Source organism: Peribacillus sp. NPDC097284 (assembly GCF_044761765.1).
Taxonomy (GTDB): Bacteria; Bacillota; Bacilli; order Bacillales; family DSM-1321; genus Peribacillus.
Window position 1 is genome coordinate 1 of sequence record NZ_JBIWCZ010000001.1, and the last position, 25108, is coordinate 25108.

The 25108-nt window shown below is 40.5% G+C and carries 29 protein-coding genes; 2 read left to right on the forward strand and 27 right to left on the reverse strand.

Going from position 1 to position 25108, the window contains the following annotated elements:
* Positions 1-273, forward strand: a 273-nt coding sequence (locus tag ACIQXU_RS00005; RefSeq protein ID WP_402986036.1) for a transposase, incomplete at its 5' end; no start/stop codon positions are given.
* Here ACIQXU_RS00005 and ACIQXU_RS00010 read toward each other — a convergent pair.
* From ACIQXU_RS00010 to ACIQXU_RS00095, 18 genes are all read right to left on the reverse strand, one after another.
* Positions 247-783, reverse strand: coding sequence for a YpoC family protein (locus tag ACIQXU_RS00010; protein WP_402986039.1), 537 nt, complete (start codon positions 781-783; stop codon positions 247-249). The genes ACIQXU_RS00005 and ACIQXU_RS00010 overlap by 27 nt on opposite strands.
* Positions 780-1436 (reverse strand): endonuclease III, encoded by a 657-nt coding sequence (nth, locus tag ACIQXU_RS00015; protein ID WP_402986042.1) that lies wholly within the window; start codon positions 1434-1436, stop codon positions 780-782. Before nth ends, ACIQXU_RS00010 begins: the two co-directional genes overlap by 4 nt.
* 22 nt (positions 1437-1458) lie before the next feature.
* Positions 1459-2154, reverse strand: coding sequence for a DnaD domain-containing protein (locus ACIQXU_RS00020; protein WP_402986044.1), 696 nt, complete (start codon positions 2152-2154; stop codon positions 1459-1461).
* Positions 2155-2281: 127 nt separating this feature from the next.
* Positions 2282-3574 carry an asparagine--tRNA ligase gene (asnS, locus tag ACIQXU_RS00025; protein WP_402956726.1) on the reverse strand — a complete coding sequence of 431 codons (1293 nt, stop codon included), beginning with the start codon at positions 3572-3574 and terminating at the stop codon, positions 2282-2284.
* Between the two features lie 210 nt (positions 3575-3784).
* Positions 3785-4969, reverse strand: coding sequence for a pyridoxal phosphate-dependent aminotransferase (locus ACIQXU_RS00030; protein WP_402986047.1), 1185 nt, complete (start codon positions 4967-4969; stop codon positions 3785-3787).
* A 19-nt stretch (positions 4970-4988) separates the two neighbouring features.
* Positions 4989-5465 (reverse strand): cell wall elongation regulator TseB-like domain-containing protein, encoded by a 477-nt coding sequence (locus ACIQXU_RS00035; RefSeq protein WP_402986050.1) that lies wholly within the window; start codon positions 5463-5465, stop codon positions 4989-4991.
* A 17-nt stretch (positions 5466-5482) separates the two neighbouring features.
* Complete coding sequence (locus ACIQXU_RS00040) at positions 5483-5653, reverse strand: YpmA family protein (protein ID WP_214772022.1); 171 nt, start codon at positions 5651-5653, stop codon at positions 5483-5485.
* A 158-nt stretch (positions 5654-5811) separates the two neighbouring features.
* A complete protein-coding gene (gene dinG, locus ACIQXU_RS00045) occupies positions 5812-8592 on the reverse strand; it encodes an ATP-dependent DNA helicase DinG (protein ID WP_402986053.1) in 2781 nt (926 codons plus the stop codon).
* A gap of 180 nt (positions 8593-8772) precedes the next feature.
* A complete protein-coding gene (gene panD / locus ACIQXU_RS00050) occupies positions 8773-9156 on the reverse strand; it encodes an aspartate 1-decarboxylase (RefSeq protein WP_402869126.1) in 384 nt (127 codons plus the stop codon).
* A gap of 23 nt (positions 9157-9179) precedes the next feature.
* Positions 9180-10025 (reverse strand): pantoate--beta-alanine ligase, encoded by an 846-nt coding sequence (gene panC, locus ACIQXU_RS00055; protein ID WP_402986055.1) that lies wholly within the window; start codon positions 10023-10025, stop codon positions 9180-9182.
* The gene (gene panB / locus ACIQXU_RS00060; protein ID WP_402987327.1) at positions 10022-10852 is read right to left on the reverse strand and encodes a 3-methyl-2-oxobutanoate hydroxymethyltransferase; all 831 of its coding nucleotides are present in this window, start codon (positions 10850-10852) and stop codon (positions 10022-10024) included. The genes panC and panB overlap by 4 nt, the downstream gene beginning before the upstream one ends.
* Positions 10853-11212: 360 nt before the next feature.
* Entirely contained in the window at positions 11213-12193 is a 981-nt protein-coding gene (locus tag ACIQXU_RS00065) for a biotin--[acetyl-CoA-carboxylase] ligase (RefSeq protein ID WP_402986058.1), read from the reverse strand.
* Complete coding sequence (locus ACIQXU_RS00070; RefSeq protein ID WP_402869132.1) at positions 12178-13371, reverse strand: CCA tRNA nucleotidyltransferase; 1194 nt, start codon at positions 13369-13371, stop codon at positions 12178-12180. Before ACIQXU_RS00070 ends, ACIQXU_RS00065 begins: the two co-directional genes overlap by 16 nt.
* 16 nt (positions 13372-13387) lie before the next feature.
* Positions 13388-14527: an N-acetyl-alpha-D-glucosaminyl L-malate synthase BshA gene (bshA, locus tag ACIQXU_RS00075; RefSeq protein ID WP_402956712.1), complete on the reverse strand. Its 1140-nt coding sequence runs from the start codon at positions 14525-14527 to the stop codon at positions 13388-13390.
* 4 nt (positions 14528-14531) lie between these two features.
* A complete protein-coding gene (gene bshB1, locus ACIQXU_RS00080) occupies positions 14532-15245 on the reverse strand; it encodes a bacillithiol biosynthesis deacetylase BshB1 (RefSeq protein WP_402986060.1) in 714 nt (237 codons plus the stop codon).
* Positions 15229-15654 carry a methylglyoxal synthase gene (locus ACIQXU_RS00085; RefSeq protein ID WP_402869137.1) on the reverse strand — a complete coding sequence of 142 codons (426 nt, stop codon included), beginning with the start codon at positions 15652-15654 and terminating at the stop codon, positions 15229-15231. Before ACIQXU_RS00085 ends, bshB1 begins: the two co-directional genes overlap by 17 nt.
* 18 nt (positions 15655-15672) lie before the next feature.
* On the reverse strand, positions 15673-16473 hold the full coding sequence (gene dapB, locus ACIQXU_RS00090) for a 4-hydroxy-tetrahydrodipicolinate reductase (protein ID WP_402986062.1): 801 nt from the start codon (positions 16471-16473) through the stop codon (positions 15673-15675).
* A complete protein-coding gene (locus ACIQXU_RS00095; RefSeq protein WP_402956708.1) occupies positions 16466-16819 on the reverse strand; it encodes a nucleotide pyrophosphohydrolase in 354 nt (117 codons plus the stop codon). The genes dapB and ACIQXU_RS00095 overlap by 8 nt, the downstream gene beginning before the upstream one ends.
* 170 nt (positions 16820-16989) lie before the next feature.
* On the opposite strand from ACIQXU_RS00095, the gene ACIQXU_RS00100 reads away from it, so the two are divergent.
* A complete protein-coding gene (locus tag ACIQXU_RS00100; protein ID WP_402869141.1) occupies positions 16990-17862 on the forward strand; it encodes a YitT family protein in 873 nt (290 codons plus the stop codon).
* A 93-nt stretch (positions 17863-17955) separates the two neighbouring features.
* Here the strand turns inward: ACIQXU_RS00100 and ACIQXU_RS00105 are convergent, their stop codons facing one another.
* The 9 genes from ACIQXU_RS00105 to ACIQXU_RS00145 all read right to left on the reverse strand — a co-directional run bounded on the left by ACIQXU_RS00105 (position 17956) and on the right by ACIQXU_RS00145 (position 25025).
* On the reverse strand, positions 17956-18630 hold the full coding sequence (locus ACIQXU_RS00105) for a zinc metallopeptidase (RefSeq protein WP_402956706.1): 675 nt from the start codon (positions 18628-18630) through the stop codon (positions 17956-17958).
* 86 nt (positions 18631-18716) lie between these two features.
* Positions 18717-19502, reverse strand: a complete 786-nt coding sequence (gene ypjB, locus ACIQXU_RS00110) for a sporulation protein YpjB (protein WP_402869144.1) — start codon at positions 19500-19502, stop codon at positions 18717-18719.
* 114 nt (positions 19503-19616) lie between these two features.
* Positions 19617-20213: a lipoprotein heptaprenylglyceryl N-acetyltransferase LhaT gene (gene lhaT, locus ACIQXU_RS00115; protein WP_402986065.1), complete on the reverse strand. Its 597-nt coding sequence runs from the start codon at positions 20211-20213 to the stop codon at positions 19617-19619.
* 164 nt (positions 20214-20377) lie between these two features.
* Positions 20378-21145: a menaquinol-cytochrome c reductase cytochrome b/c subunit gene (locus ACIQXU_RS00120; RefSeq protein ID WP_402869148.1), complete on the reverse strand. Its 768-nt coding sequence runs from the start codon at positions 21143-21145 to the stop codon at positions 20378-20380.
* A 54-nt stretch (positions 21146-21199) separates the two neighbouring features.
* Positions 21200-21874: a menaquinol-cytochrome c reductase cytochrome b subunit gene (gene qcrB, locus ACIQXU_RS00125; protein ID WP_034307974.1), complete on the reverse strand. Its 675-nt coding sequence runs from the start codon at positions 21872-21874 to the stop codon at positions 21200-21202.
* Between the two features lie 3 nt (positions 21875-21877).
* Entirely contained in the window at positions 21878-22384 is a 507-nt protein-coding gene (locus ACIQXU_RS00130; RefSeq protein ID WP_402869149.1) for a QcrA and Rieske domain-containing protein, read from the reverse strand.
* Positions 22385-22553: 169 nt separating this feature from the next.
* The gene (locus ACIQXU_RS00135) at positions 22554-23006 is read right to left on the reverse strand and encodes a YpiF family protein (RefSeq protein ID WP_402986068.1); all 453 of its coding nucleotides are present in this window, start codon (positions 23004-23006) and stop codon (positions 22554-22556) included.
* Positions 23007-23175: 169 nt separating this feature from the next.
* Positions 23176-23727, reverse strand: coding sequence for a ReoY family proteolytic degradation factor (locus tag ACIQXU_RS00140; RefSeq protein ID WP_402986070.1), 552 nt, complete (start codon positions 23725-23727; stop codon positions 23176-23178).
* A 29-nt stretch (positions 23728-23756) separates the two neighbouring features.
* Positions 23757-25025 (reverse strand): tetratricopeptide repeat protein, encoded by a 1269-nt coding sequence (locus ACIQXU_RS00145; protein WP_402956702.1) that lies wholly within the window; start codon positions 25023-25025, stop codon positions 23757-23759.
* Positions 25026-25108 lie beyond the last annotated feature (83 nt).

A 25108-nucleotide genomic window follows, 5' to 3' on the forward strand; every position in this document is an offset into this window, starting at 1 on the left:
TACGCTCGACGAAAAATCGAGGTAGAGAGTGTTTTTGGTCATATCAAGGGCAATAGGTCGTTCCGTCGCTTTTCGCTTCGGGGCTTAGCGAAAGTCCAAACGGAGTTTGGCATCGTAGCCATGGCACATAATTTACTGAAGATAGCTGGGTTACGTCAGCTACTTTCAGTAAATTATTATAAAAATAGAAAAACAGGTGGAGAAAAACAACTCGTTTTTCTCCACCTGTTTTATTTTAGGGACTTATTAGACAGCCCCTTTTTTCGCTTTTAGTAGGATGTTTCTTACAAAGAGCTTTTCCAATTCGATGAATAATTCGCTGAGCTGTCTGAATGAATGGTAAAACGCCGGTCTTTCCATGATGAAAGATAATCTTTCAACCAAGTTTATCGGTTTAACCGGACAGGCTTCCATCTGTTTCTTCCATGCACTTAGCTGCACAGGTTTTTCATTCATCCAATAGACTGCCGAAAGGAATAATCCAATTCCTTCTTTCATAGGCTCCAAAGCCAGTCCCGCTTTTCTATTCGAAAATAACAATTCGCAATCCTTTTTAATGAGCCTCCATTTTTCAAACAGTTCAGGTATATGCATTTCCCCACTCTTCCAAGGTGAATAAACTTCTTCCCCCCTGTAAAAAAGCAGCTCATATGAAAACACTTCAACTTCACTGGGATTTCTCCACTCTTGATAGTCTTCCTTTTTTAAAGCTTTTATTTCTTTAGGGAAGAAGAATGGATCGTCTAATTCGACCGGCACATTTATTGAATTTAAATCGTTCATTTGGCTTCTATCCTTTTTAGTCGCTTTTTCCCTTCACGACACAAATCAAGAAGCGGACAGGTTTCACATTTTGGAGACTGGGCTTTACAATGATAGCGACCAAAGAAAATGAGTCTATGATGTGTAACGGACCATTCATCCATTGGCACTTTGGTCATTAAGGTTTTTTCCACCTCAAGGACATTGTCTTTCCAGCGGCATATACCCAGCCGTTTAGACACACGCTCTACATGGGTATCCACTGCTATCGCCGGCACGCCAAAAGCCACTGAGACGACCACATTGGCCGTTTTCCGACCGACACCCGGTAACTTGGTAAGCTCATCACGGTCCCTAGGAACTCTTCTATCATATTCGTCTATCAGCATTCTAGACAACTTTTGAATGTTCTTTGCTTTATTACGGTACAGACCGATTGAACGAATATCATTTTCCAATTCTTCAATCGGTACACTAAGATAATCTTCAGGCGTTTTATATTTTCGAAATAAATTTTGAGTAACTTTATTAACCAATACATCTGTACATTGAGCCGAAAGAGCAACAGCAATCACCAATTCAAATGGATTGGAGTGATTCAGCTCACAATGGGCATCAGGAAACATCTCGCCCATCGTATCCAGACAGTAACGAATTTGAGCCTTATTCAGCATGTTTGTTCTCCTTTAATTCACATTACTGTTCGAGCCAATTATAAAAGGGTACATCTTTCAGTGGTTGTGTCGGTTCTATTTTACGGTCCCTTTTTTGATGGACTCTAAATTTTTGTCCTTGCTCCCTTGCTTGTTCCAAGGTTTTAATCCCATTCTTTTTCCACTCGAATAAAATTCGGTCTATATAACGGAAATTCAATTTCCCTGAAATGACAGCCTCCCTTAAAGCCGCCTTGATGATATCTGGTTGATGGTCATCCTCCATCCACATTGCCAGGGTTTCACACTCAAAAGGAGATAACGGACGTCCGAACTCCTGTTCAAATATTGTATACAGGCTCTCCCCTGTCTTCTGTACCTCGGCAGATTCAGCCTGTTTCAAAGACTTCAAGAAGCAGTCCATCATTTTCTCATATAGTGGATCGAGTGAATACTTTTCCTGACCAATTTCCTGATTATTTTCAACGACCATCTGGACGAATCCTCTTTGAACTAAACGTTGTATTAAATATAGGCATTCAGATTCCTGTAATGTCATTCGGTCGGATAGTTGAGACGGTGCTGGGAATGGATTATCTCCATCGATAAAATTCTGCAATTGGAGTAGTAGAACCATCTCTTGCTCATTCAGCCCCATTGTCTTATAGTGAGTCAACAAAAAGGATGGAATCGTTATCGTTCCTTCCTTAAACCAAGCATATAAATGTTCTTTATTCATGTTTTGGACACCTCTAAATTAGTATAACATGAAAAATGTGATACGAATAAGCTTATAATTTTAACAGAATTAATAGAAAAAAACGGTTATTCGCCCAGTATGGCTAAATAACCGTTTTTTTTACAAATCAAGGATATAAGCGATTTAAAAGACGTGGGAAAGGAATAGTTTCACGGACATGTTCAACGCCGCTAATCCATGCCACTGTCCGTTCTAAGCCAAGGCCAAATCCAGAATGTGGGACAGATCCATATTTCCTTAATTCCATATACCATTTATAAGCATCTTCACTCAAACCATGTTCAGCAATGCGCTGTTCAAGAAGCTCCTGATCATGGATTCTTTCCGATCCACCGATAATCTCACCATAACCCTCTGGTGCGATCAAGTCGGCACATAAGACGACTTCTTCCCGGTTTGGATCTGGTTGCATATAGAACGGTTTAATTTTAGTAGGATAGTGTGTAATGAAGACCGGCTTATCATAGCTTTCAGCAATTGCCGTTTCATGTGGTGAGCCGAAATCGTCTCCCCATTGAATATCTTCAAACCCTTGTTCATGAAGGAACTTGATAGCTTCATCGTAAGTGATCCGCGGGAACGGAGCCTTGATTTGTTCAAGCTTTGTCGTGTCACGGCCAAGTGTATTCAATTCTAGCTGACAATTCTTCAGAACAGACTGAATGACGGCTGTGACAAATTGTTCCTGGACTTCTAGGTTTTCTTTGAATTCCACGAAAGCCATTTCCGGTTCAATCATCCAGAATTCGATTAAATGCCTTCTTGTCTTAGATTTCTCTGCCCGGAAAGTCGGACCGAAAGAAAATACTTTTCCTAACGCCATGGCTGCAGCTTCCATATAAAGCTGACCGCTTTGTGATAGATAGGCATCCTCATCAAAATATTTTGTCGCAAACAACTCACTCGTTCCCTCTGGTGCGCTACCAGTTAAAATCGGCGGGTCCACTTTGACAAAACCTTCATCATTGAAGAATTCATATGTAGCACGAATGATTTCATTACGGATTTTCATAACCGCATGTTGACGCTTCGAACGAAGCCATAGATGACGATTATCCATTAAGAATTCTGGTCCATGAGCTTTCGGAGTGATTGGGTAATCAACTGAATCATGAATGATTTCAATATTGTTCACCTGTAGCTCATAACCAAAAGGTGAACGCTCATCCTTCTGAATGACTCCCGTAACATACATGGAAGATTCTTGTGATACCGACTTTGCAGTAGAGAAAAGGTCTTCTCCTACATCAGCCTTCACGACTACCCCTTGGATGAAACCAGAGCCATCGCGGATTTGAAGGAAAGCAATTTTACCACTAGAACGCTTATTAGCAAGCCAGCCTCCAATTGTCACTTCTTGATCGACAAATTTGCTAGCATCTTTTATTGTAATTTTCACCGAATTTCCCTCCAAATATAACTTAACTACTAAGAAATTTACTCTATTTATTATACCTATAGGGCTCATTACAAGCAAATTATTCAGCTAATCTACTATAAATGTCTACTTTACTGCTCATAATCTTTTATCCATATAAAAAATAGGGAAGATATAAAAAAGCCTACAAACCCCCTAAACGAAATAGGGGACCTGTAGGCTTTTCAAATACTACGCCATTTTCGCTTTAACGAATGTATGAATTCTTTCAACGGCTGCTTCAAGTAGGTCCAAAGATGTTGCGTAGGATAATCTGATGTTATCCGGAGCCCCAAATCCTGAACCTGGGATGACGGCCACTTGAGCTTCTTCTAATAAAGCGGTAGTAAACTCTTCGACATTACTGAACCCTGTTAATTCAATTGCACGTTTCACATTCGGGAACAAATAAAATGCCCCCTGCGGTTTAATGCAGCTTACTCCCGGTATATCTACTAATTTTCCATAAATCGTATCCAATCTACTTTCAAATGCTTGACGCATTTCCTCTACCGGTTCCTGTGGGCCATCATATGCTGCAATTGCACCATATTGAGCCGTGGTAGTAGGATTGGATGTACTATGGCTAGCTAGGTTTGTCATGGCCTTGATGATGGCCTCATCACCTGCTGCATAACCAATTCTCCATCCTGTCATAGAATGTGATTTAGAAACCCCGTTGATGATGATTGTTTGCTTTTTCAATTCAGGAGAAATTTCTGCAATCGATATATGTTTTGCAGTTCCATATACCAATTTTTCATAGATTTCGTCCGAGATGATTAAAATATCATGATCTAGGCAAACTTTACCAATGGCTTCTAACTCATCTTTAGAATAGAGCATGCCAGTCGGGTTGCTTGGAGAGTTAATGATGACCGCTTTCGTTTTATCAGTGATGGATTCTTCGAGTTGTTCCTTTGTGATCTTATACTGGTTTTCTTCAGAGCCAACAACATACACGGGTTTTCCGCCAGCAAGCTTAATCTGCTCTGGGTAACTGACCCAATATGGTATAGGAACAATTACTTCATCTTCTTCATCCAAAATCGCTTGGAACAATGTATAAAGCGCATGTTTTGCACCAGATCCGACAATAATTTCAGAAGGCTTATACTCTAGACCTTGATCACGTTTTAACTTTGCTGCAATCGCGGCTTTCAGTTTTGGAAGCCCAGCAGAAGGCGTGTATTTGGTTTGTCCTTCATTCATGGATTGCATGGCTGCATCGATAATATGTTGAGGAGTATTGTAGTCAGGTTCGCCGGCCCCTAAGCCAATAATATCAAGACCTTGTGCTTTGAGTTCTTTTGCTTTTGCTGTGATTGCCAGTGTTGTTGAGGGTGTTAATGACTGAACCCGATTAGCTAATTTCATAGTAGTAAAATCCTCCATTCTATATACTTCGATAATACTTAAGCCATTCCCCTGTTTTGAAATCGTAATAATCATAATTATACCGTTCAGAATCGTCGAGATATGTTACCTCCCAAAGAGGAACATCCTTTTCCATACCAAGCTTAACAGATATGATTTCTTCAGGTTTTAGCTTATCATTCACTATGTTTAAAATTTCTTTTTTTGTCTTACCTTCTTTAAAATTCCTCACAACTATTTTTTTCTTCTCGTCCTCAGGAATCCAGACGATTTTTTTACTTCCATTTTTCGTCTTGCCAATGATAACAGAATATGAGGTTTGACCATTATAAAGGTAAAACTCATCCTTGGTATCAATTCCGCCTGCTTTCTTTGCCTTTTCAAAAGCCTCATTACCAGCTTCTTTTTTATGCTGTAATGCTTTAATGTATGCTCCGCTGACAAAACCGATAAAACAAAGGACTAGGATAGAAGCAATAACCAACCATTTTTTCAAAGCCGCTTTCCCTCTTTCTATGTACGATAAATAGTAAATATCGCTTTTTCTTGATCTTGTGAATCCAATGCCAGCCCGAACATCAAATCGTCCTTTTTCAACGTTCGATTCAAAGAATCCACAATCTTATACAAATCAGGTGAATTTTGCAGCCTGACTGTCGAGATCACTTCAATTTTGCTCTCCATGAAAATGCTCCTCCATTTTAACTAAAAATTGTCAACAACCACTGGTATGTATGGAATTTGAAGGCATAACTACCTTTCACATTATACCAGTTCATAGGTTATTTTTCTTCATTATTTCGCAAAATTCCACCTATAATAGGAAAAGAATAGAAGAGTCATTAAATCCACTCTTCTATCAAATCCGCCATTTCTCTAATGGAGACATTTTTCCAATCGATAGGGGGAATCGATCTTTTAAACTCATGCCCATATTTAGCCGTGATAACACGTCGATCCAATACGATCAGCAAACCCCGATCCTCTGGCGTACGGATTAACCTACCGAATCCCTGACGGAACCTTAACAGTGCTTCAGGTAAGGAATATGCCGAAAAGGCGTTCTTCCCCTGTTTTTCGAGTAGCTGACATTTTGCAGCCGTAACCGGCTCATCGGGAGGTGAAAAAGGAAGCCTGACAATGACCAGACATGATAGATCTTCTCCTGGTATATCGACACCTTCCCATAGACTCGTAGTCCCGAATAGCACTGCTTTCTCGAAATTTTGGAAATTCCTTAACAACCTCATCCTGCTTCCACCAGAAATCCCCTGTGCAAACAAAGTGAAATCATCCAAGACCTCGGAATCTTTTATGGCATAATATGTGGCACGCAACATCTCATGTGAAGTAAATAAAACCATCATCCTGCCCTTGGCTGCCTGGGCAGCAACAATTATATGGTTAGCTGCGTTCTCGGAAAACTCATCCACTGTTAAACAGTTTATATCGGGGATATCATTCGGCACCAACACCTTTACCAAGTCCTTATAAGGGAATGGTGAAGGGTAGATGGCTGTCTGTACCCATTCTTTTTCCAAACCAAGCTGTGCCTTGAAATACTGGAAGGAATGTTTCACGGCTAACGTAGCAGATGTCATGATTACACTCTTCTGACGTCCAAAATAAGAGTCCCACAACCATTTGCTTCCTGATATCGGTTGAACCGTCAACGTAACACCGTGCTGTGGCGCCGCTTTTGTATAATCAAGCCAATAAATATTTTCTTCATGAGGCTTAATGAAACATTCATGCAAGGAATCTCTTGTATCCTGAAGATGTCCAAGCAACACTTCGATATCATTCAGGTAAAACAAGGCATTTTTCCCTAAAGATGATTCATTATCCATTAAACGATGCAATCGCCTCTCAAGTTCCATGATCATTGAACCTGATAGATCCACTAACCGTTCCGCTATAAGTATCGCCTGTTTCCAGGAAGGGTCTTCTATTTTAAAGGCAATTCGCTTCGGACCTATAGACCGTGAGAGTTTTTCTGCTTGATTGGACAAGAAATAAAAAAGTTGATCGAATTCATATGAAAAGTCACTTAGCTTTTGATCAAATGTATAGGTTGGACTGCCATCCGACCATCCATTGTTCGAAAGCAATTTTTCAAGTCTATAAAATAACTGCTTTTGATCGAAGGTCCCTAGCCTGTTTAGCATGGTCTTTACTGAAATATAATGGAGCCTCCTACCAAGTTGTGTGGAAGCCGCCTGTTCCAAGTGATGGGCCTCATCCAAGACTAAATACCCTTCTTTGGGAATAAGGGCGTCTTCTGTAAGGAGGTCACTCATTAAAAAGGAATGGTTTGTAATGATAATATCTGCTTTTGCGGCTGTTTTCTTGGCCCGTTCAAAGAAGTCCAGTTCAATCCAGGGTTTTTTCAAACCTACATATGTAAGACCATCACTTTGAAGCCTGTTCCAAAACAATTGTCCACCACTAGTAAGATTCAATTCATCTTTATCCCCTGTTGCCGTTTCCGTCAACCAGACCAATATCTGCATTTTCGTTAAAGCAGTTTCATAATTATCTTCTTTTTCTCGCAATGCCCGCTCAAACTTTGCCAGGCTCAGGTAATTGCTTCTTCCTTTTAGCAAAACGGCTTGAAAGGAAAAAGGAAGGATCTTCTTCAGTTTAGGTACTTCATTTTGAAGGAGCTGATCCTGCAACTGAAGAGTATATGTCGAAACGACGACAGGTTCATGATGTTTCTTGGCAAAATAAACGGCCGGCAGTAAATAACCCAATGATTTTCCAATTCCCGTGCCAGCTTCAATTATCGCATGCTGTCGGGATTCGAAGGAATCATGAATTAAGTTCATCATGCTAAGCTGTCCATCTCTTGCTTCAAAAGCGGGGTATGCATTTTGAAGCATGGCTATTTTCCCCTCGTCATCGAGTGGGAATTCTGTTTCTTGTTCAATATGCTCACTATCATCGGTTACTTTTTTAAATGCCAGTCCTCTAAATGTCGTAATACCTGGTAAACGGACCTCGGCTTTTGTAAGTTTGCTCGCAATGCAAGCATCTATTAATTCGGAAACCTCGCTCTGTAAGGAAAAAGATAGCCGGTATAATTGCTTAAGTGTCATCAATGGTAGGTCCAACAGCTTTTTTTTCAATTCTAACAATAATAAAGCGGTAGCATATGCATCGCTATCCGCTTGATGTGGCCTCGAATGGTCTAAATTTTCCTCTTTGGCCAGCTGATGCAATTTATATCCATCGGAAGTCGGTTTCATGATTTTCGCCAATTCTACCGTATCAAGCGTAGAACCATAAAAGGGCTCAAATCCGCACCTTACCAATTCTTCCTGTAGAAAAGATAAATCAAATAATACATTATGGGCGACAAAGCAAGCCCCTTCTATAAGATGGGCAATTTTTTCCGCGACATCTTCAAAATCTGGCGCATCCTTTACGGTCTCATTACTTATCCCTGTCAATTCTTCAATGAAAAGGGATATTTCCTGCCCAGGATGGATGAATGTTGAATAGGTATCAACAATCTGATCATTTTCAATGACCACACCAGCAAACTGAATGATCCTATCCCCTTTTTTGGGTGAATTCCCTGTTGTTTCTAAGTCAACCACTACATATCGTTGTGTCATGAATTGTACACCTCAAACTTCACTTTCTCCACTAGCTGATGGAATTCTTTATACCTTTTTTATACCATACTACACAGAATAAAGGAAACACTCCGATTGCCAGATGGACATAGGTTCAGGAGTCTGGTTGCATAAAAAAGGGGCATGCTCAACATATAGATGTTGAGCCGCCCTCTTTGCTTACAAGATTGTCGCTGCAGGTTCGTGTGAAATCAATTCAATGATTTGGTTCCTTTCATTCATGATTGCCACTTTAGGTTGGTGATCACTCACCCTTTCTTCAGCCACCATCACATAAGAAATGATAATGACAATATCATCAGGCTGGACTAATCTTGCTGCTGCTCCATTTAAGCAGACAACCCCACTTCCACGTTCTCCCGCTATCACATATGTTTCCAGTCGAGCACCATTATTATTGTTGACAATCGCCACTTTCTCATTGGGCACGATGCCCACTGCATCAATAATATCTTCATCTATCGTGATGCTTCCCACATAATTCAAATTGGCTTCAGTCACCCTTGCCCGATGGATTTTACCATTCATCATTGTCCGAAACATGATCGTTCCCCCTACTATTCGTTTTATAGCGTAACTATAATATTATCAATGAGTCTTGCATGTCTGAACTTAACGGCCACAGCAATGATTATATTTCCATTCAGGACATCAAGTGGCTTCAGTTCCGGATATTGATAAATTTCAACATAGTCAATTTTGCCTTTTGTCCGGGCTTTGATATGTTCCTCGACGAGAGCTATCACCTTTTGAGGGTTTCTTTCCCCAGAAATAATGGCATCTTTCGCCCTCAATAAACTTTGGTACAGTTCTTTTGCTTCATGACGTTCATCCTCAAGCAAGAAGACATTCCGTGAGCTCCTTGCCAAACCATCTTCCTCACGTACTATATCAACGGCCACTAGTTCAATGGGGAAATTGAGGTCCTGGATCAACCCGTCGATTATAGCGACCTGCTGGGCATCCTTCATCCCGAAATACGCCCTATCAGGTAGAATGATATTAAAAAACTTCGTCACGACAGTTGCTACGCCATCAAAATGGCCGGGTCGCTTTCTACCACATAAACAATCGGTGCGGTTTTGTACAACGACTTTGACTGATGGATTTTCACCATACATTTCATCCACGGTCGGATAGAAAAGATAATCGACGCCCGCGTTGACTGCCAGATTTTCATCCCGGTCCAAATCACGGGGATAAGACGCAAAATCCTCATTGGGTCCAAACTGCAACGGGTTGACGAAAATACTTAAAACTACGATATCATTCTCTCTGCGGGCATTTTCTATAAGGGAGGCATGCCCTTCGTGTAAGTATCCCATGGTTGCAACATAGCCTACACTTTTTTTATTGTTTCTGTCATGACGGAGTACTTTCTGCAATTCTATTGCTGATGTAAAAGTTTTCATTTTTCTCCTCCGTAAAGCGCATGAAGTTGTTCTTCCTTCATCGTAAAAGAATGATCTCTCGTCGGAAAATCGCTTGATTTTACTTCTTTCACATAACTTTCAATTGAGTTTCCAATTAATTCATTGGCATTTCCATATACCTTGACAAATTTTGCAACCCGTTCAACCCCATACGTAATGAGATCATGGAAAACCAATACTTGTCCATCCGTTTCGGCTCCAGCTCCAATTCCAATCGTCGGGATTGTAAGGTCTTTAGTAATACGCTCTCCCACTTGATAAGGTACACACTCAAAAACAATTGCCAGAGCCCCAGCCGCTTCGCATTTCCTTGCATCTTCCATTAGCTTTTGGGCAGCTTCGGCATCTTTTCCTTGAACCTTATATCCTCCGAGCACGCCTACAGATTGGGGTGTCAATCCAAGGTGTGCGACTACCGGAATTCCCGCCTTCGTCAAAGCCGAAATCTTTTCGACCACATCGTCCGCCCCTTCAACCTTCACAGCATCGGCATGGCCTTCCTGCATAATGCGAGCTGCATTCTTGAGCGTTTCATCCAAAGATAGATGATAGCTCATGAAAGGCATATCCGTTACGACAAATGTATCAGGAGCCCCTCGTTTCACCGCTTTTGTATGGTGAATCATGTCTTCAACAGTCACAGGAATGGTGGAGTCGTAACCTAGAACCACCATTCCTAACGAATCCCCGACCAAAATCATATCAACCCCTGATTGCTCGGCTAACTTTGCCGATGGATAATCATAGGCAGTCAGCATGACAATTTTCTCACCTTTTTGTTTCATTTTCAAAAAATCACCGGACATCAACTTCATTACGTTTCCTCCTTTATTAGAGGAGATGAAAACATCAGTGTTTTAAAAAACTGGTGTCTAAACATTCGCTGCACAAAAAAGACCGACTAAATAGAGTCCCTAGTTCGTGATGATAAAAATGGCCAAACAAATGGCCTTTATCATCAACGTTCAAAGTACTTTCCTTTTAGTCGATCTCTTTGGTATCTTTAGAAGTTTCATCCCTCCGTCCCCGTCCAATCATTTGGATCAAGGCAGATTTTCAAATATTTTTGTGTTATTGGGGTGCAGTTCTTTCACGATACTGCCCACTTGAATTATATCAAGCCACATTCGATTATTCTATTTATTTTTCTTGAATTCTACAAAAATCTACTGAATTTCTATATCTGCAGAATAAATCGAATGGATGGTCCCTTGATTATCTTCGAGAAGTAGAACGCCAGCGTCCGTGATTCCAAGTGCCTTGCCGACAATTGTATCATTAACGGTACTTGCTTTAAGAATTTGTCCTAAACTGATTGCATAACTCTCCCAAAGGAGCTTAATTGGCATGAAACCTTCTTGTAAATAGAGTGTATACAGATCTTCTAGACGAAGCAGGACTCGTTGAATGACCTTGGCCCTTGAAATCTTCACTCCACTTTCAATGGAAAGAGAAGAAGCTTTCTCCTGAAGGTCCTCTGGAAAGTCTTCTTTTTGTTGGTTGATATTCATTCCGATCCCGATGATGACGGAATGTATTCTATCCGACTCAGCCTGCATTTCCGTTAAGATCCCCGTAACTTTTCTACGATTAATAAGTAGGTCATTTGGCCATTTGATCTGAGGTTGAAGTTCTGTAACATCCTCGATTGCCTGTGCTACAGCAACTGCAGCCAACAAGGTTAACTGCGGCGCCTGATGGAGCGGGATTTTCGGACGTAAGATCAGACTCATCCAAATCCCGCTGAATTTTGGAGAATGCCAAGATCTCATGAGCCTCCCTTTTCCTGAAACTTGTTCCTCGGCAATCACAAGGGTGCCTTCCTCCGCCCCTTCGTTAGCCAGCTGGTGGGCAATTTTTTGTGTGGATTCAACGGATTCTTGATAATGGATCATCTTTCCAAGGGCTTTCGTCTCCAGCCCGAATTGAATTTCACTTTCCGATACTTTTTCTGGAGCCGATACAATGCGGTACCCTTTCTTCCGGACTGCTTCAACCATATATCCTTCACCGCGCAAATCCTCTATATGCTTCCAAACGGCCGTACGGGAACAGCCAATATACTCAGCGATTTCCTGTCCTGAAATAAATGTTCCATTCGCTTTAGAGAGGGCTTGCATCAGTTTAGTCCTTAAATCAGATTGCATGTTATAAGCCACTCCTTAATTTCAGCTTTTTCATTTGTTATTTCCGAATTCAATACAGCTGCCAAAATCAGTTCCAAGTATTTTCTAACCCAAGGACCCGGTTTTTCTATATGCCATGACAATAAGTCCTCTCCAGTTACATCAAGATCTGACATACTCTTTAGAAGAAGGTTTTCGTACTTGATAGACATGGACTTTTCCGCTTCTAATACGTTTCTGCCTTCGAGAATTGCCTTAACTTTGGCTGCCTGAACCGCTTCGATATGACCTGCCTGGAATACATCAAAAGTGGAATCTTCAAATCCAGGTTCCTTTTCGACCAATTGTATAATACGTTGGACATTCCTGATTGATTTTAAAGGAAGCTTCCATGCTCTCAATACTTCCTCAATATCCTCCATATCTGCCTGGATGAGGACGACCGCCCATAACTCAGGCACTGTCAATTGATGAAGGGGGAGAAGCAATACCTTTTCCAACTTTTCCTTTTGACCAGCAAATTGGGGAAGAAACTGATATAATCCACTATCCAGTAAAAGACTTAGTGCCTTTATCCGATTGTCGCCGGCTAATAGCTTTTCAAATTCTACAAGAATTCTTTCAACGGCAATCTCCCGTAAAATAGGCCCGTTCTCCTTTAAGGATTGGAATGTTTCTTCATCAAGTTGAAAATTCAGCTGACTGACGAACCTTAATGCTCGCATCATCCTAAGACCATCTTCAGCAAAACGATCATGTGGGTTACCAACAGTCGTTATCTTTTTTTGAAAAAGGTCAAGTTGGCCCTTGTATGGGTCGAAGATGACCCCCGATTTGTCCATAGCGATTGCATTTATCGTAAAATCTCTTCTTTGTAGATCCTCAGTCAAAGAACGGACGAATTTTACTGAATCAGGCCTACGATAATCCGTGTATCCACTCTCTGTTCGAAAAGTAGTAATTTCATATGTCCCTGACTCCAGTATCACTAATACAGTTCCATGTTCGATTCCCACATCCGCCGTTTTTGGGAATATCCCTTTAACTTCCAAAGGTGTAGCGGAGGTTGCGATATCCACGTCATTAATGGGCCTGCCGAGAATATAGTCCCTGACCGATCCACCAACAAAATAAGCTTCGAACCCCGCTTCTTCAATTCTTTCAAGAATGGGTACCGCTTCTATAAATAACCGATCCAACTATGTCTCCTCCTCACTACTCCAATGAATTGGTCCCAAGCACCTGCATATAGATTTCTTCATATTCTTTCATGATCGTATCTGAGTGGAACTCAGTATTGGCACGATCCAAAGCAGCTTTTGAGAACTGTTCATGTAAGGTGGGATCACTTAATAGTTTGATCGCTTTTTGAGAGATCATTTCGACGTCTCCTAATTCACATATGTAACCCGTTTCTCCGTCAACAATGACTTCAGGTATCCCGCCGACATTCGTTCCGATGCAAGGAACTCCACAGGCCATCGCTTCTAACAGTACAAGCCCAAAGCTTTCTTTTTGGGACAACAATAAAATTAAATCACTGATTGAATATAATTCTGCCAGGTTATCCTGCTTGCCCAAGAATAGAACCTTATCGCTGATACCCAGATCTTCCGCCAACTTCAATACAGTAGTCACTTCAGGTCCATCCCCGACAAGTAAAAGCTTGGCTGGCACCTTTTTTTGCGTTAAATAGAAGGCACGGACCACATCTTGTACTCGTTTAACTGTCCGGAAATTAGAAACGTGGATGATGACTTTTTCATTCTTCTCAAATCCGTATTCGTCCCGTAAATATCCTGAGTCGGTTTTATGATAATCGCGTTCATCAATAAAGTTATAAATGGTTTGAATTTCCTTATCCGGAGCAATCAACTCATGTGTTTGCTTGACGAGTGAATGAGAGACGCCTGTGACGACATCCGAATTTTCTATACCGAATTTGATTAAATTAGATAATGATGGGTCATGACCCAATACCGTGATGTCCGTTCCATGAAGCGTTGTGACGATTTTCACTTTATTACCTGACATCTGCTTAGCCAGAATTGCACAAACCGCGTGAGGTATCGCATAATGAACATGTAAAATATCAAGTTCTTCCCTTTTAACAACCTCGGCTATCTTGCTTGCAAGTGCCAAATCATAAGGAGGATATTGAAAAACGGAATACGAATTCACTTCCACTTGATGATAATAAATATTATGGTACATCTTATTTAACCGAAACGGGAGACTTGAAGAAATAAAATGAATCTCATGCCCCTTTTCCGCAAACATTTTGCCCAACTCGGTAGCCACGACACCTGACCCACCTACAGTCGGGTAGCAGGTAATTCCGATTTTTAATTTCATATGATTAATTTTCCCCTAACAAATCGATTTCGACCAAAAATGGTTTTTTTGACATGAACCCTTCCGCATAATCGACACCGACTTCTTTACCGAACATCCGCTCACGTGCTTCGACTGTTTCGATATAACCGTTAACAAGCGGAGTATCCACTGTGGTATCCTTCTGTTCAAACTGACTTTCGTAAGCTCTAAGACTGTCAAGTTTCTTTAATATCGTAGAGGAAATGTCAATGACAAAATCAGGCTTATGAAAACCATTTATCATGTAATAATACATATTTTTGACACGGTGGGCTTCCAATCCAGCATTCTCCAAATATTTTCTCACACCAGCAGAAAAAACTGCTTCTTCAACTAACTTTGCACAGTTTCCATGGTCAGGATGGCGATCTTCTAGAAAAGGTGCAAAGACAAGTTTGGGCTTATACTGACGGATGACCGCTATTACTTTCTGTATGTATTCTTCTTTCATATAAAGCCCACGGTCAGGAAGGTCTAGGGAGATTCTATCGACCCCGAGGATTTCCGCCGCCTTTGATGCTTCCTTAATCCTTAATGGGACAGTCCCATTGGATGACATTTCAGCCTTGGTCAAATCACAAATAACAATTTTTTTACCTTGCTGTGCATATTTAGCTATCGTGCCCCCCATCCCGATTTCTACATCGTCTGCGTGGGCCCCGAATGCCAGGATATCTATATTATTTTTGTTTGTCATTTATCTCACCTTGTTTTTCTCTAAGTTTGAGCCAGTCCATATATCCATGTTTAAGTCCTTGAATAAGGACCTCCGCTGTTCCCATATTCGTTGCCAGCGGGATTTCATAGACATCAGATAGGCGGATAAGTGCTGATACATCCGGTTCATGGGGTTGGGAAGTTAAAGGATCACGAAAGAATAGCACCATATCCATTTCCCCTCTAGCTATCATCGCCCCGATTTCTTGGTCTCCTCCAAGTGGTCCAGAATGGAAACGATGGATTGGCAAAGATACTTCATCTATAATCCTTTGCCCCGTTGTACCAGTCGCAAATAGTTCATGTTGTTGAAACACATCTTTATAGGCCATTACGAATTGAATGATATCTTCCTTTTTCTTATCATGAGCAATTAAAGCAATCTTCATCATACGCCTCCTTAATCCCTACTCGATAATATTTTCCAAGCCATAAACAAGTACATCGAGTTTCATGACTGTTTCCACAGCAAGCTTTACTCCTGTCATGAATGATGCACGGTTAAATGAATCATGGCGTACCGTCAAGAGTTCCCCATCACTCCCGAATAGTACCTGTTGATGGGCAACAAGTCCTGGAAGGCGTACACTGTGGATATGCATGCCATCGATCTTGGCTCCTCGAGCCCCTTGAATCGTCTCTTTCTCGTTTGGATGCCCTTGTTCTTTTGTTTCGCGGACTGCCGCTATCATATCTGCCGTTTTTGAGGCAGTTCCGGAAGGTGCATCCAATTTTTGATCATGATGCATTTCAATAATTTCAACATCCGGAAAGTATTTGGCTGCCATTTGTGAAAACTTCATCATCAAGATTGCGCCAATCGCAAAATTGGGTGCGATGATACAACCAATGCCTTTTTCCTTAGTCAAATAATCCAGTTTCTCTAAATCCGATTTAGAAAAACCTGTCGTACCTACAACAGGGCGAATACCATGGTTCAAGGCTGTTTCTGTATGGTACATCCCAACTTCCGGTGTTGTTAAATCAATCAATACATCTGCTTCCACCTTGGAAAAGCATTCATTAATATCTGAATACACTGGTGCCTCAATGCCATTGAACCCCTCGATAGTAGATAAGTTCTCTCCATTAAACTTACGATCTATAACAGCGGCTAATTGAAATCCATCTGTGCGATGTACCAATTTCACCGCTTCATTTCCCATTCTGCCACGCGGCCCCGCAACAATCACTCTCACTTCACTCATCCTTCATTCCCCCTACGTTCTCATCTTTTTTTGTCCATCTGTCTTTATCCCGGGTTGTAAATTTATGCATGACCATATCATGCGATTTTTGTAGATCAATGCCAAGGGAATTAGCAAAACAGATCATCACGAACAACATATCCCCCAATTCCTCTTCAACTGTATTTTCTTTTTCAGTCAATTTTTTAGGTTTTTCGCCATAGTAATGATTGACTTCTCTTGCAAGTTCCCCTAGCTCCTCTGACATGCGTGCAAGCATGGCCAATGGGCTAAAATATCCTTCTTTAAATTGTCCTATGTATTGATCGACCTCAGCTTGCATTTGTTGAATCGTTTTCTGTTCCATTTTGTCACCCATTCTTGATATTCGATTACAAATATTTATTTCTACTCCATGTTAGCTAAAAGTGCAAGAGATGACAACCGATACGCCCACCGTAATTAATTGCTCACAAATGGTTAATTGGTTATAATAAGTAAATTACTTGAATACATACGTTTTGGGGGTCTCTAGACATGCTAAACGGTTTAAAAGTGAAAAACATCCTGTTCATCCTAATTGGAGCTGGAATTTTTGCATTCGGCCTTGTCCATTTCAATATGCAAAATAACTTGGCAGAAGGCGGGTTCACTGGTCTTACCTTGATTATATATCAACTCATTGGTTTAAATCCGTCATATTCCAATTTGATATTAAATATTCCCCTTTTCTTCGTTGGTTGGAAATACTTGGGCCGAACTTCTTTTTTTTATACAATCGTTGGCACTGTCGGTTTATCGGCTTGGCTTTGGATTTTTGAAAGGTATCAGTTTGAAATAAATCTTGGCCAAGATTTAATGCTGGTTGCCTTGTTTGCAGGGGTCTTTGTCGGTGTTGGCCTGGGCATCATATTCCGGTATGGCGGAACGACGGGCGGAGTTGATATTATTGCCCAATTTGCTCATCGTTATTTAGGGATGGGGATGGGGCGTACCATGTTTATATTCGATGCGGTCGTCATTGGTCTTTCCATTTTAACTTATTTGGATTATCGAGAAGCGATGTATACCCTCGTAGCCGTATTCATAGGGGCGCGCGTCATTGACTTTATGCAAGAAGGTGCCTACGCTGCAAGAGGAGCCATGATTATCAGTGAGAAAAATGAAGAAATTGCTGAAAGGATCATGCATGACATGGATCGGGGGGTAACCGTCTTGAAAGGCTATGGTTCATTCACAAAAAACAATCGTGAAATTCTATATTGTGTCGTTGCCAAAAATGAACTTGTCCGATTAAAAAGTGCTATAACGTCAGTCGACCCCCATGCTTTTGTGTCTGTCAGTGAAGTACATGACGTTCTAGGAGAAGGTTTTACGTTAGATGAAAACAAAAATCCAATAATACGATAACGCTTTCGGATGATCCTTGAAATATCCCTGTAGTTCGTACGTGAATGTAGAGATTGAAAAAGGCATGATTTCAAAATGAAATCATGCCTTTTCTTAATCTTCTTCCCTCATACCTGTGTACATAAGCAGAAGGCGAACTAATTCGAGTACAGCTACAAGAGCAGCAGCTACATAGGTCATCGCGGCAGCACTTAACACTTTTTTCGTTTCTCTCTCTTCATCATTTCGGATGACTCCAACGGAAACAAGTTGATCCATTGCCCGTGAGGAAGCATTAAACTCAACTGGCAGAGTGACTACCTGAAATAATACAGCTGCAGCCATGAATACGATACCCGCTAATAATAAAGCTGGTATGTTCGCAAACATACCGACTAAAATTAAAATCCAGGAAATATTCGATCCAAAGTTTGCGACTGGGACTAACGCATGACGAATCCGCAAGAATGCATAAGCTTCCTTATCTTGTATCGCATGTCCAACTTCATGGGCTGCAACAGCTACACCAGCAACTGAATGTCCATGATAGTTATCTGTGGATAAGCGTACTGTCTTATCTCTTGGATCGTAATGATCGGATAGCATGCCTGGTGTTTCTTCGACTCTTACATTGTAGAGACCATTTTGGTCGAGAATGGCCCTAGCAGTCTCTGCACCATTCATACCTGATGAAGCAGGCACTTGAGAGTACTTTTTATACGTACTCTTCACTTTCATTTGTGCGTAAATCGGGATTAAGATGATAATCGCCAAATAAATGAAATACATGGTTTCCTCCTAAGAACTATAATTACTTTTATTCTATGGATACGGGACGGTCATGTCAAATATAGTGTTCTTCAGGGTAGCGCCTTTCAATCATTACGTTCCTTGGTTGGCTTTTCACGATCTCCCTTATATTTTCTCCAACCTACATAGGATAGCGTCATAATTATTATACTGCCCGTTGAAATGATCACCCACCATAAGGAGGGGTCTGAATCGTCTTCTCCCATTTCCTCAAAGACAGCCGTCAATTCATCCTGCAGGTCTTCCATTTCTTTTTGATTTCCACCTTTCCTAATCACTTCAGGACGATATTGATCCATATACTGAATTCGGGTATCCAACTGTTGAATTGTTTCCCTGGAAAGGTCCACTTTTAAACTGGGATAAATCATTTCATATTGCGAGAGGAATAAGTTCAATTGATCATTAAAAGTGATGGCATCTTGATTGGTTGCCGCGTCTTTCGTTTGTCTAAAAGAATTCATCATTTGATCTTCCATTTCAGTCCAGAGGGGTTGATGCGTAGACTTAACTGCATCCATTACAAGTCTAAACTTAGTGACGGAATTAATCTTTTCGGAATCTCCCTTACTACTATCCTTTATCGTCATCAATGCTTCATTATGAGCAACGGTAATGATTCGAAGTTCGTCCATATCAAGAATTTGCTCTATTGCAGTCTTTTTTATAAACTGATCAGAAAAAAATGTCAGCATCTTTTCTGAATCATCATATCGCTTCAACTTGGCCATTTCGAGAGCTTTATCCGAAATGTTGTCCAACTTCTCCAAATTTGAAGAGGATTGTGCATAAACAGGGAAATTCAAGACGGAAAATAAAAGGGCAGTGGTTAAGATGAATTTTTTCAACATGATACTCGTCCCTCCTCATATCTCTACTAAAACGATATGAGCAAAAAAACATGAGTAGACCATGTTCATGATAAAAAAATAACCTTGCCCATTTAATTATGAACAAGGTCATTTTTACTTTATGAAAGAAAGCGTAAATCTCCCTTTTCTGTATCCGAAATACCAAGCAACGAAAATGGACAATATACTGAGCCAAAACGTGAAATAACCGATCATATCCATATACTCAAATAAATCACGATAGCTGGGCATCATCTTAAAAACGTAATCGATTATATCATTATGTATGGTCCAGATTCCGGCCAAAATTAAATGCCAAGGTTTTATTCTGTAAAATGGTGCGTATAATATCCCCTGAATTGCCATCCCTAAATGGGATGCCATTAACATATAGCCTTCTATTGGCAATGTGCCGGTCGTCAATAAAGTAAGTACGTTCATCACAACGGCCCAAATACCATATTTGAATAAAGTCATGATTGCCAAGGCTTCCACGAAACCAAAGTTTTTCTTGAGTAGAAATCCTACTAATACAAGTAAAAAAAACAAAGAAGCCGTTGGGCTATCAGGTACAAATGGTAAAAAGATAGCAGGTGTTTCAGCTAATTGATAACCATACCAATAATATCCATATGCCGTTCCGAATACATTCACTATTAACAATAAAACAAGTACTTGCCGATGCGCAAACCAACTATAAATCACATTCATCCACTTTTCCCTCGCATTCTCTATATATTCATATTACAGATTCTATCCTCCAAATCCAAGTTTTTCTTTTAAATTGTCATTCCATTCAATAAAAATGGCTGACAACGGAGTTGTCAGCCATTTTTATTCAGCAGTAGCGAAAAACAAATGCTACCTGAATTCATTTATTTTGCTGATAAACCAGAAACGAATTCAGCCAATGTCTTCAATTCTTCATCAGAACCTTTGAACATACCAGCTGGCATTGCCCCTTGACCTTTGACAGCAATTTTAGAAACTTCTTCTGGAGTTAAACCGGTGTCAATCAAGCTAGGTGCTCCTGCCCCACCTGTCAATTCTGCTCCATGACAGCTTATACATCCGCTTGAATCCATAAGCTTATAACCATCACTATCTTTATCGATGTCAGCACCTTCTACGATGGCCCCCTGCTTTTTAGAAGCTTCCCAATCGTGATGGGCCGCCGATTCCCATGTTAAATAAAACACTCCAGCAATAGCTAATAACATAAACCCTACAGCAAATGGGCGTTTAGCTGGACTACGCTCAGGACCGCGATCTAAAAACGGTGCCAGAAGCAATGCTCCAAAAGCTAAACCTGGTATAACCATGGCTCCAATTGCATTGTACGGACCTGAAGCATAGGTATACTTAAGTAATTGGTAAAGGAATAGAAAATACCAGTCAGGCAGCGGAATGTACGCTGTATCTGTCGGATCGGCTATCCTTTCCAATGGGGACGGATGTGCAACTGTCAAGCATAAATAGCCAACTAAAAATACTGCTCCGACCATCCATTCCTTTAAAAGGAAATTCGGCCAAAATGCTTCAGTTTTCCCAGGATATTCAGAATAATCTTTCGGAATATTCGGTTTACGGTTCGCAGAAATACGCGAGTCGCCTACGAATTTCATACCTTTCCCACGATGCATTGAATGATCCCCTCCTTTATGAAAAGGTTTTTATGATTCTTGTTCCATATTCTTTTATAGTGGACCTGAAATACCTTGCTTACGAATCATTAAGAAATGAGCCGCCAATAATGCAAATAATGCCGCAGGAAGGAAGAATACATGAATCGCGAAGAATCGAGTCAATGTCTGTGCACCAACGATTGTTGGGTCTCCTGCTATCAATGTCTTAAGTGCCGGTCCCATTAAAGGTACCGATTCGACAATGGTCAGTGTAACTTTTGTTGCAAATAGCGCTTTCATATCCCATGGTAATAAGTATCCTGTTAAACCCAATGCCAGCATAATAAAGAAGATTAATACGCCAACCATCCAGTTCAATTCGCGCGGTTTTTTGTAAGCTCCCTGGAAGAAGACACGAAGAGTATGTAAGAACATCATAACGATAACTAGACTTGCTCCCCAGTGATGCATGCCACGGACAATTTGACCGAAGGCCACTTCGTTTTGTAAATAATAAACCGATTCCCAAGCATTCTTGATATCGGGTACATAATACATCGTCAAGAACATACCTGACAAAATTTGAATGACCGTGATAAAGAAAGTTAACCCACCAAAACAATATACGAATGCAGAAAAATGATGCGCAGGGTTAACATGTTCCGGAACCTCATGGTCAGCAATATCCCGCCATAACGGCGTAATGTCTAAACGCTCGTCCACCCAGTCATATAACTTTGTTAGCAATGTTTACGCCTCCCCGTGCGGTTTTAGTTGACCTAAATAAAGAATTCCGTCTTTTTCTTTCGTGTCAAAGACATCCAAAGGTGAAATCGGTGGTGTCCCTTTCACGTTCATGCCATCTTTCGTGTACCTGCCATAATGACAAGGACAGAAGAACTGGTTTGGATTAGATTTATCCGTATTCCACGCTACCGTACAACCTAAATGCTTACAAATTGGAGATAGTGCAACTAACTTCCCATCATCCGTTTTATAAACCCAAGCTGTGTTTGTTTCTTCAGACTCATACCACCCGTCGACCTGCTTAAAGCTAAAATCAACTCGGACTGGTTCTGTAGTCAGTTCGCTTACCTTCTGCTTAGTTGCAATGTAATCCCCGCCTTTATCAGCTGATAGTACTGGATCAATTGCAAACCTAACCATAGGCATCAACATACCGGCCGCCATAAATCCACCAACGCCAGTAAGTGTGTAATTAAGGAATTGACGTCGTGAAACATTATGTTTGCTCATGCGTTTTCCCCCCCTCTATTACTATATTGAGAGCCCATTGGACCACTAAATAGCAACACTATAAAACTAGGACATTTCCATGATATATCAATAATTTCCCAAGGTCAATATTTGTAAAACCCAAAAGGTGGCAACTATGTGTCAAAAAATGAAAAAAACCCTTATTTTATTAGCTTTTCCAGTAATGAGTAAATATGTCTAGAATTTGATTGACTTGTTGGCTAATCATAGCCCTAGCTTGGGCATTTTCTAAATTTTCAAGCGGGATGGAAGGAATCCAAACCAAATGATGCTCCAATTCCAATTCATTCTTTTTCCACTCGATATCCGATGTAAGGAAAAATACATGCTTAAAGTTGTTTGCTTCCAGTTTTTCAGACCAACGCTTTAGAATGGAAAGCTTGTCCTCCTCATCACTTAGGTAGTGAAATGTTGGCATTAAAAGCATTCTGCCCTTCATTTGCTTTTCGATTTCCATACTCAAAATAGTAATGAATTCGTTATTCGAACCGGACTGTTTCATTTGTTCTCCAAAAGAGAGGGGAACCAATGGTATTAGTGCCGTATCCACAAACTCTTTTGCATGGATATACATATCCAATTCTTTTGCTGACCACTTCATATTCTTTACTCCACTCCCACTTTATCGAATCAACTCCTTTTCATTGTACCATTTATCGTAATATCTTTACCATATACCCCTAGTATTCATAAAAATGTAGTTTTTAACCATATTTTTTAAAAAAATAAAAATAAAAAACCTTTCCTGCTTCAGGAAAGGTCTTTGCAATTTATCCCAGTACTTTTAGTTGATTGAGTTGTTCCGTTAAATTCTTAAAAGCTTGTTCATCATGTTTATCCAACGCTTCATCGATTGCCTTGAGTATTCGGTCTCTCTCGAAATGAAGCATACTCTTCTCTAAAAACTGCTCAGCAAGTAGCTGATCTTTTTCATTAGCGGCTGTTGATTTTGGCATGAACGGGTTATTTTCCAATACTGCGGCGTATTGATAAGACGAATAAGCTGATTTAAAATTTAGCTGGATATAGATATCCTCATCCCGATTCAATCGAATATCATGAAAAGATTTCTCTGCATCGGTTGTCATGATATTGGATTTATAAAATCTGAAAGGCACTTCCTCCACACAATGGGTAGACATGATAAGACCACGGGGACAATATTGTGCATTCTCTACAAAATGGACCTTTTTCATTAATTGGTCGTGACTCATTAGATAATTTAAAATCCAAACACATTCTCTTCTTTTAAGTTGATAATGATTTAAAAACCACCGAATAAAATCCTTTTTCTCATTTACAGAAACAGGGGTAGCCACCATGAATTCCCTCCTCTGTCTTACTATTTTTTTTATAGCCCTGAACTTTCACCTAAACGTTCCAAAATCATCGCATATTCATCATTTGCCGGATTTATTACGAGCAGCTTGTTAAATACTTCTCTAGCAGTAGCGCTGTCTCCTTCTTCAATTAAAAAGAAACCGTAATCCTCCAGAAAATCCGGATTGTCTCTGAAAGAATTATATGCTTTACCATAGCTGGTTAATGACTCTTTATATTGCTCTGTTTTTTGATAACAGACAGCAGCTATCCATTCAAACTGTGGATCATCCTCGCCATATCTCCTTACCTCACCAATGCATTCTAAAATATCTTCATACCTTTCATTATGCATATAGAGCTTCAGTAGGGTAAGGGCAGCTTCTAAGTAGCCGGGATCGATTGCCAAAGCCTCTTTGAATAGGTTTTCCGCTTCATCCTCCAAACCGCTTTTCAAGGCGATTTTACCACCGAAGAAATATAGTTCCTTATTGAACTCATCTGCCTTGATGCCTTCCTTAACCGTATTCAAAGCCTTATCAAGATCCTCTAGATGTTCATAGCTTTTTGCTAAGTATAAGTAGAGGGAATGGTACTCATGGTCTATTTCCTTCAGTTCGATAAACTTGCGCACGGCAGTTTCATATAGACCAGCTTGGAAGGCAGTAAAGGCGTATTCAAATAGCGTATTGATTTCGACGCTACCATCTAAGGCCTTCTCGAAGTAAGGAAGGGCCTCCTCGAATTTCCCCGAACTACTCAACGCTTCCGCAAGACGCTGATTGACGTTCACCCCTGCAATTTCATGTTCCCGTTCTAATACCTTTATGTAATTTGCAATGGCATCCTGGTCTCTTCCTTGATGATAAAATAGTTCAGCTAGTGCAAAATCAATGATGATCTCATCCGGCAATAATTCCTTAGCCTGCAACAATTTCCTTTCACTGACCTCGCTCATCCCCTGTAATTGATAAAGGTCTGCTTCTAGTAATAGGGCACTTGGATAGACCTCATCTTCCGGGCTGACTTTTTCAAGCATCAGCATGGCTTCATCTTCTTGATCCATATCGATAAGGATTTCTGCTAAAGAAACAATCAACTCGCCCTCGTCTGGATACAGTGCCAGTAGATGCTCAAAAAGATCCTTAGCTTCCTCGACAAACCCAAGTTGGAACATTTCCTCAGCCAACAATAAGATGTCCTCTGCCGACTCTGATGATTTAATTCGATTTATATGTTTAAGAGCTTCTGTTAATTCCCCTTTTTTTAAATACTGAATAACTTGTTCTACTATATTCATAGCTGCTTCCTTCCTTTTGCATAAACTTAGTCTCTAGACAAACAACATCACGCAAAACGTCAACTTTCCTATCATAAAAAGGA

Coding starts and splice junctions, on each gene's coding strand:
- ACIQXU_RS00010 (WP_402986039.1), bottom strand. CDS start 783: ATGAACGATTTAAATTCAATAAATGTGCCGGTCGAATTAGACGATCCA.
- nth (WP_402986042.1), bottom strand. CDS start 1,436: ATGCTGAATAAGGCTCAAATTCGTTACTGTCTGGATACGATGGGCGAG.
- ACIQXU_RS00020 (WP_402986044.1), bottom strand. CDS start 2,154: ATGAATAAAGAACATTTATATGCTTGGTTTAAGGAAGGAACGATAACG.
- ACIQXU_RS00030 (WP_402986047.1), bottom strand. CDS start 4,969: ATGAAATTAGCTAATCGGGTTCAGTCATTAACACCCTCAACAACACTG.
- ACIQXU_RS00040 (WP_214772022.1), bottom strand. CDS start 5,653: ATGGAGAGCAAAATTGAAGTGATCTCGACAGTCAGGCTGCAAAATTCA.
- dinG (WP_402986053.1), bottom strand. CDS start 8,592: ATGACACAACGATATGTAGTGGTTGACTTAGAAACAACAGGGAATTCA.
- panD (WP_402869126.1), bottom strand. CDS start 9,156: ATGTTTCGGACAATGATGAATGGTAAAATCCATCGGGCAAGGGTGACT.
- panC (WP_402986055.1), bottom strand. CDS start 10,025: ATGAAAACTTTTACATCAGCAATAGAATTGCAGAAAGTACTCCGTCAT.
- panB (WP_402987327.1), bottom strand. CDS start 10,852: ATGTCCGGTGATTTTTTGAAAATGAAACAAAAAGGTGAGAAAATTGTC.
- ACIQXU_RS00065 (WP_402986058.1), bottom strand. CDS start 12,193: ATGCAATCTGATTTAAGGACTAAACTGATGCAAGCCCTCTCTAAAGCG.
- bshA (WP_402956712.1), bottom strand. CDS start 14,527: ATGAAATTAAAAATCGGAATTACCTGCTACCCGACTGTAGGTGGGTCA.
- bshB1 (WP_402986060.1), bottom strand. CDS start 15,245: ATGACAAACAAAAATAATATAGATATCCTGGCATTCGGGGCCCACGCA.
- ACIQXU_RS00085 (WP_402869137.1), bottom strand. CDS start 15,654: ATGAAGATTGCTTTAATTGCTCATGATAAGAAAAAGGAAGATATCATT.
- dapB (WP_402986062.1), bottom strand. CDS start 16,473: ATGAGTGAAGTGAGAGTGATTGTTGCGGGGCCGCGTGGCAGAATGGGA.
- ACIQXU_RS00095 (WP_402956708.1), bottom strand. CDS start 16,819: ATGGAACAGAAAACGATTCAACAAATGCAAGCTGAGGTCGATCAATAC.
- ACIQXU_RS00100 (WP_402869141.1), top strand. CDS start 16,990: ATGCTAAACGGTTTAAAAGTGAAAAACATCCTGTTCATCCTAATTGGA.
- ACIQXU_RS00105 (WP_402956706.1), bottom strand. CDS start 18,630: ATGTATTTCATTTATTTGGCGATTATCATCTTAATCCCGATTTACGCA.
- ypjB (WP_402869144.1), bottom strand. CDS start 19,502: ATGTTGAAAAAATTCATCTTAACCACTGCCCTTTTATTTTCCGTCTTG.
- lhaT (WP_402986065.1), bottom strand. CDS start 20,213: ATGAATGTGATTTATAGTTGGTTTGCGCATCGGCAAGTACTTGTTTTA.
- ACIQXU_RS00120 (WP_402869148.1), bottom strand. CDS start 21,145: ATGCATCGTGGGAAAGGTATGAAATTCGTAGGCGACTCGCGTATTTCT.
- ACIQXU_RS00130 (WP_402869149.1), bottom strand. CDS start 22,384: ATGAGCAAACATAATGTTTCACGACGTCAATTCCTTAATTACACACTT.
- ACIQXU_RS00135 (WP_402986068.1), bottom strand. CDS start 23,006: ATGAAGTGGTCAGCAAAAGAATTGGATATGTATATCCATGCAAAAGAG.
- ACIQXU_RS00140 (WP_402986070.1), bottom strand. CDS start 23,727: ATGGTGGCTACCCCTGTTTCTGTAAATGAGAAAAAGGATTTTATTCGG.
- ACIQXU_RS00145 (WP_402956702.1), bottom strand. CDS start 25,025: ATGAATATAGTAGAACAAGTTATTCAGTATTTAAAAAAAGGGGAATTA.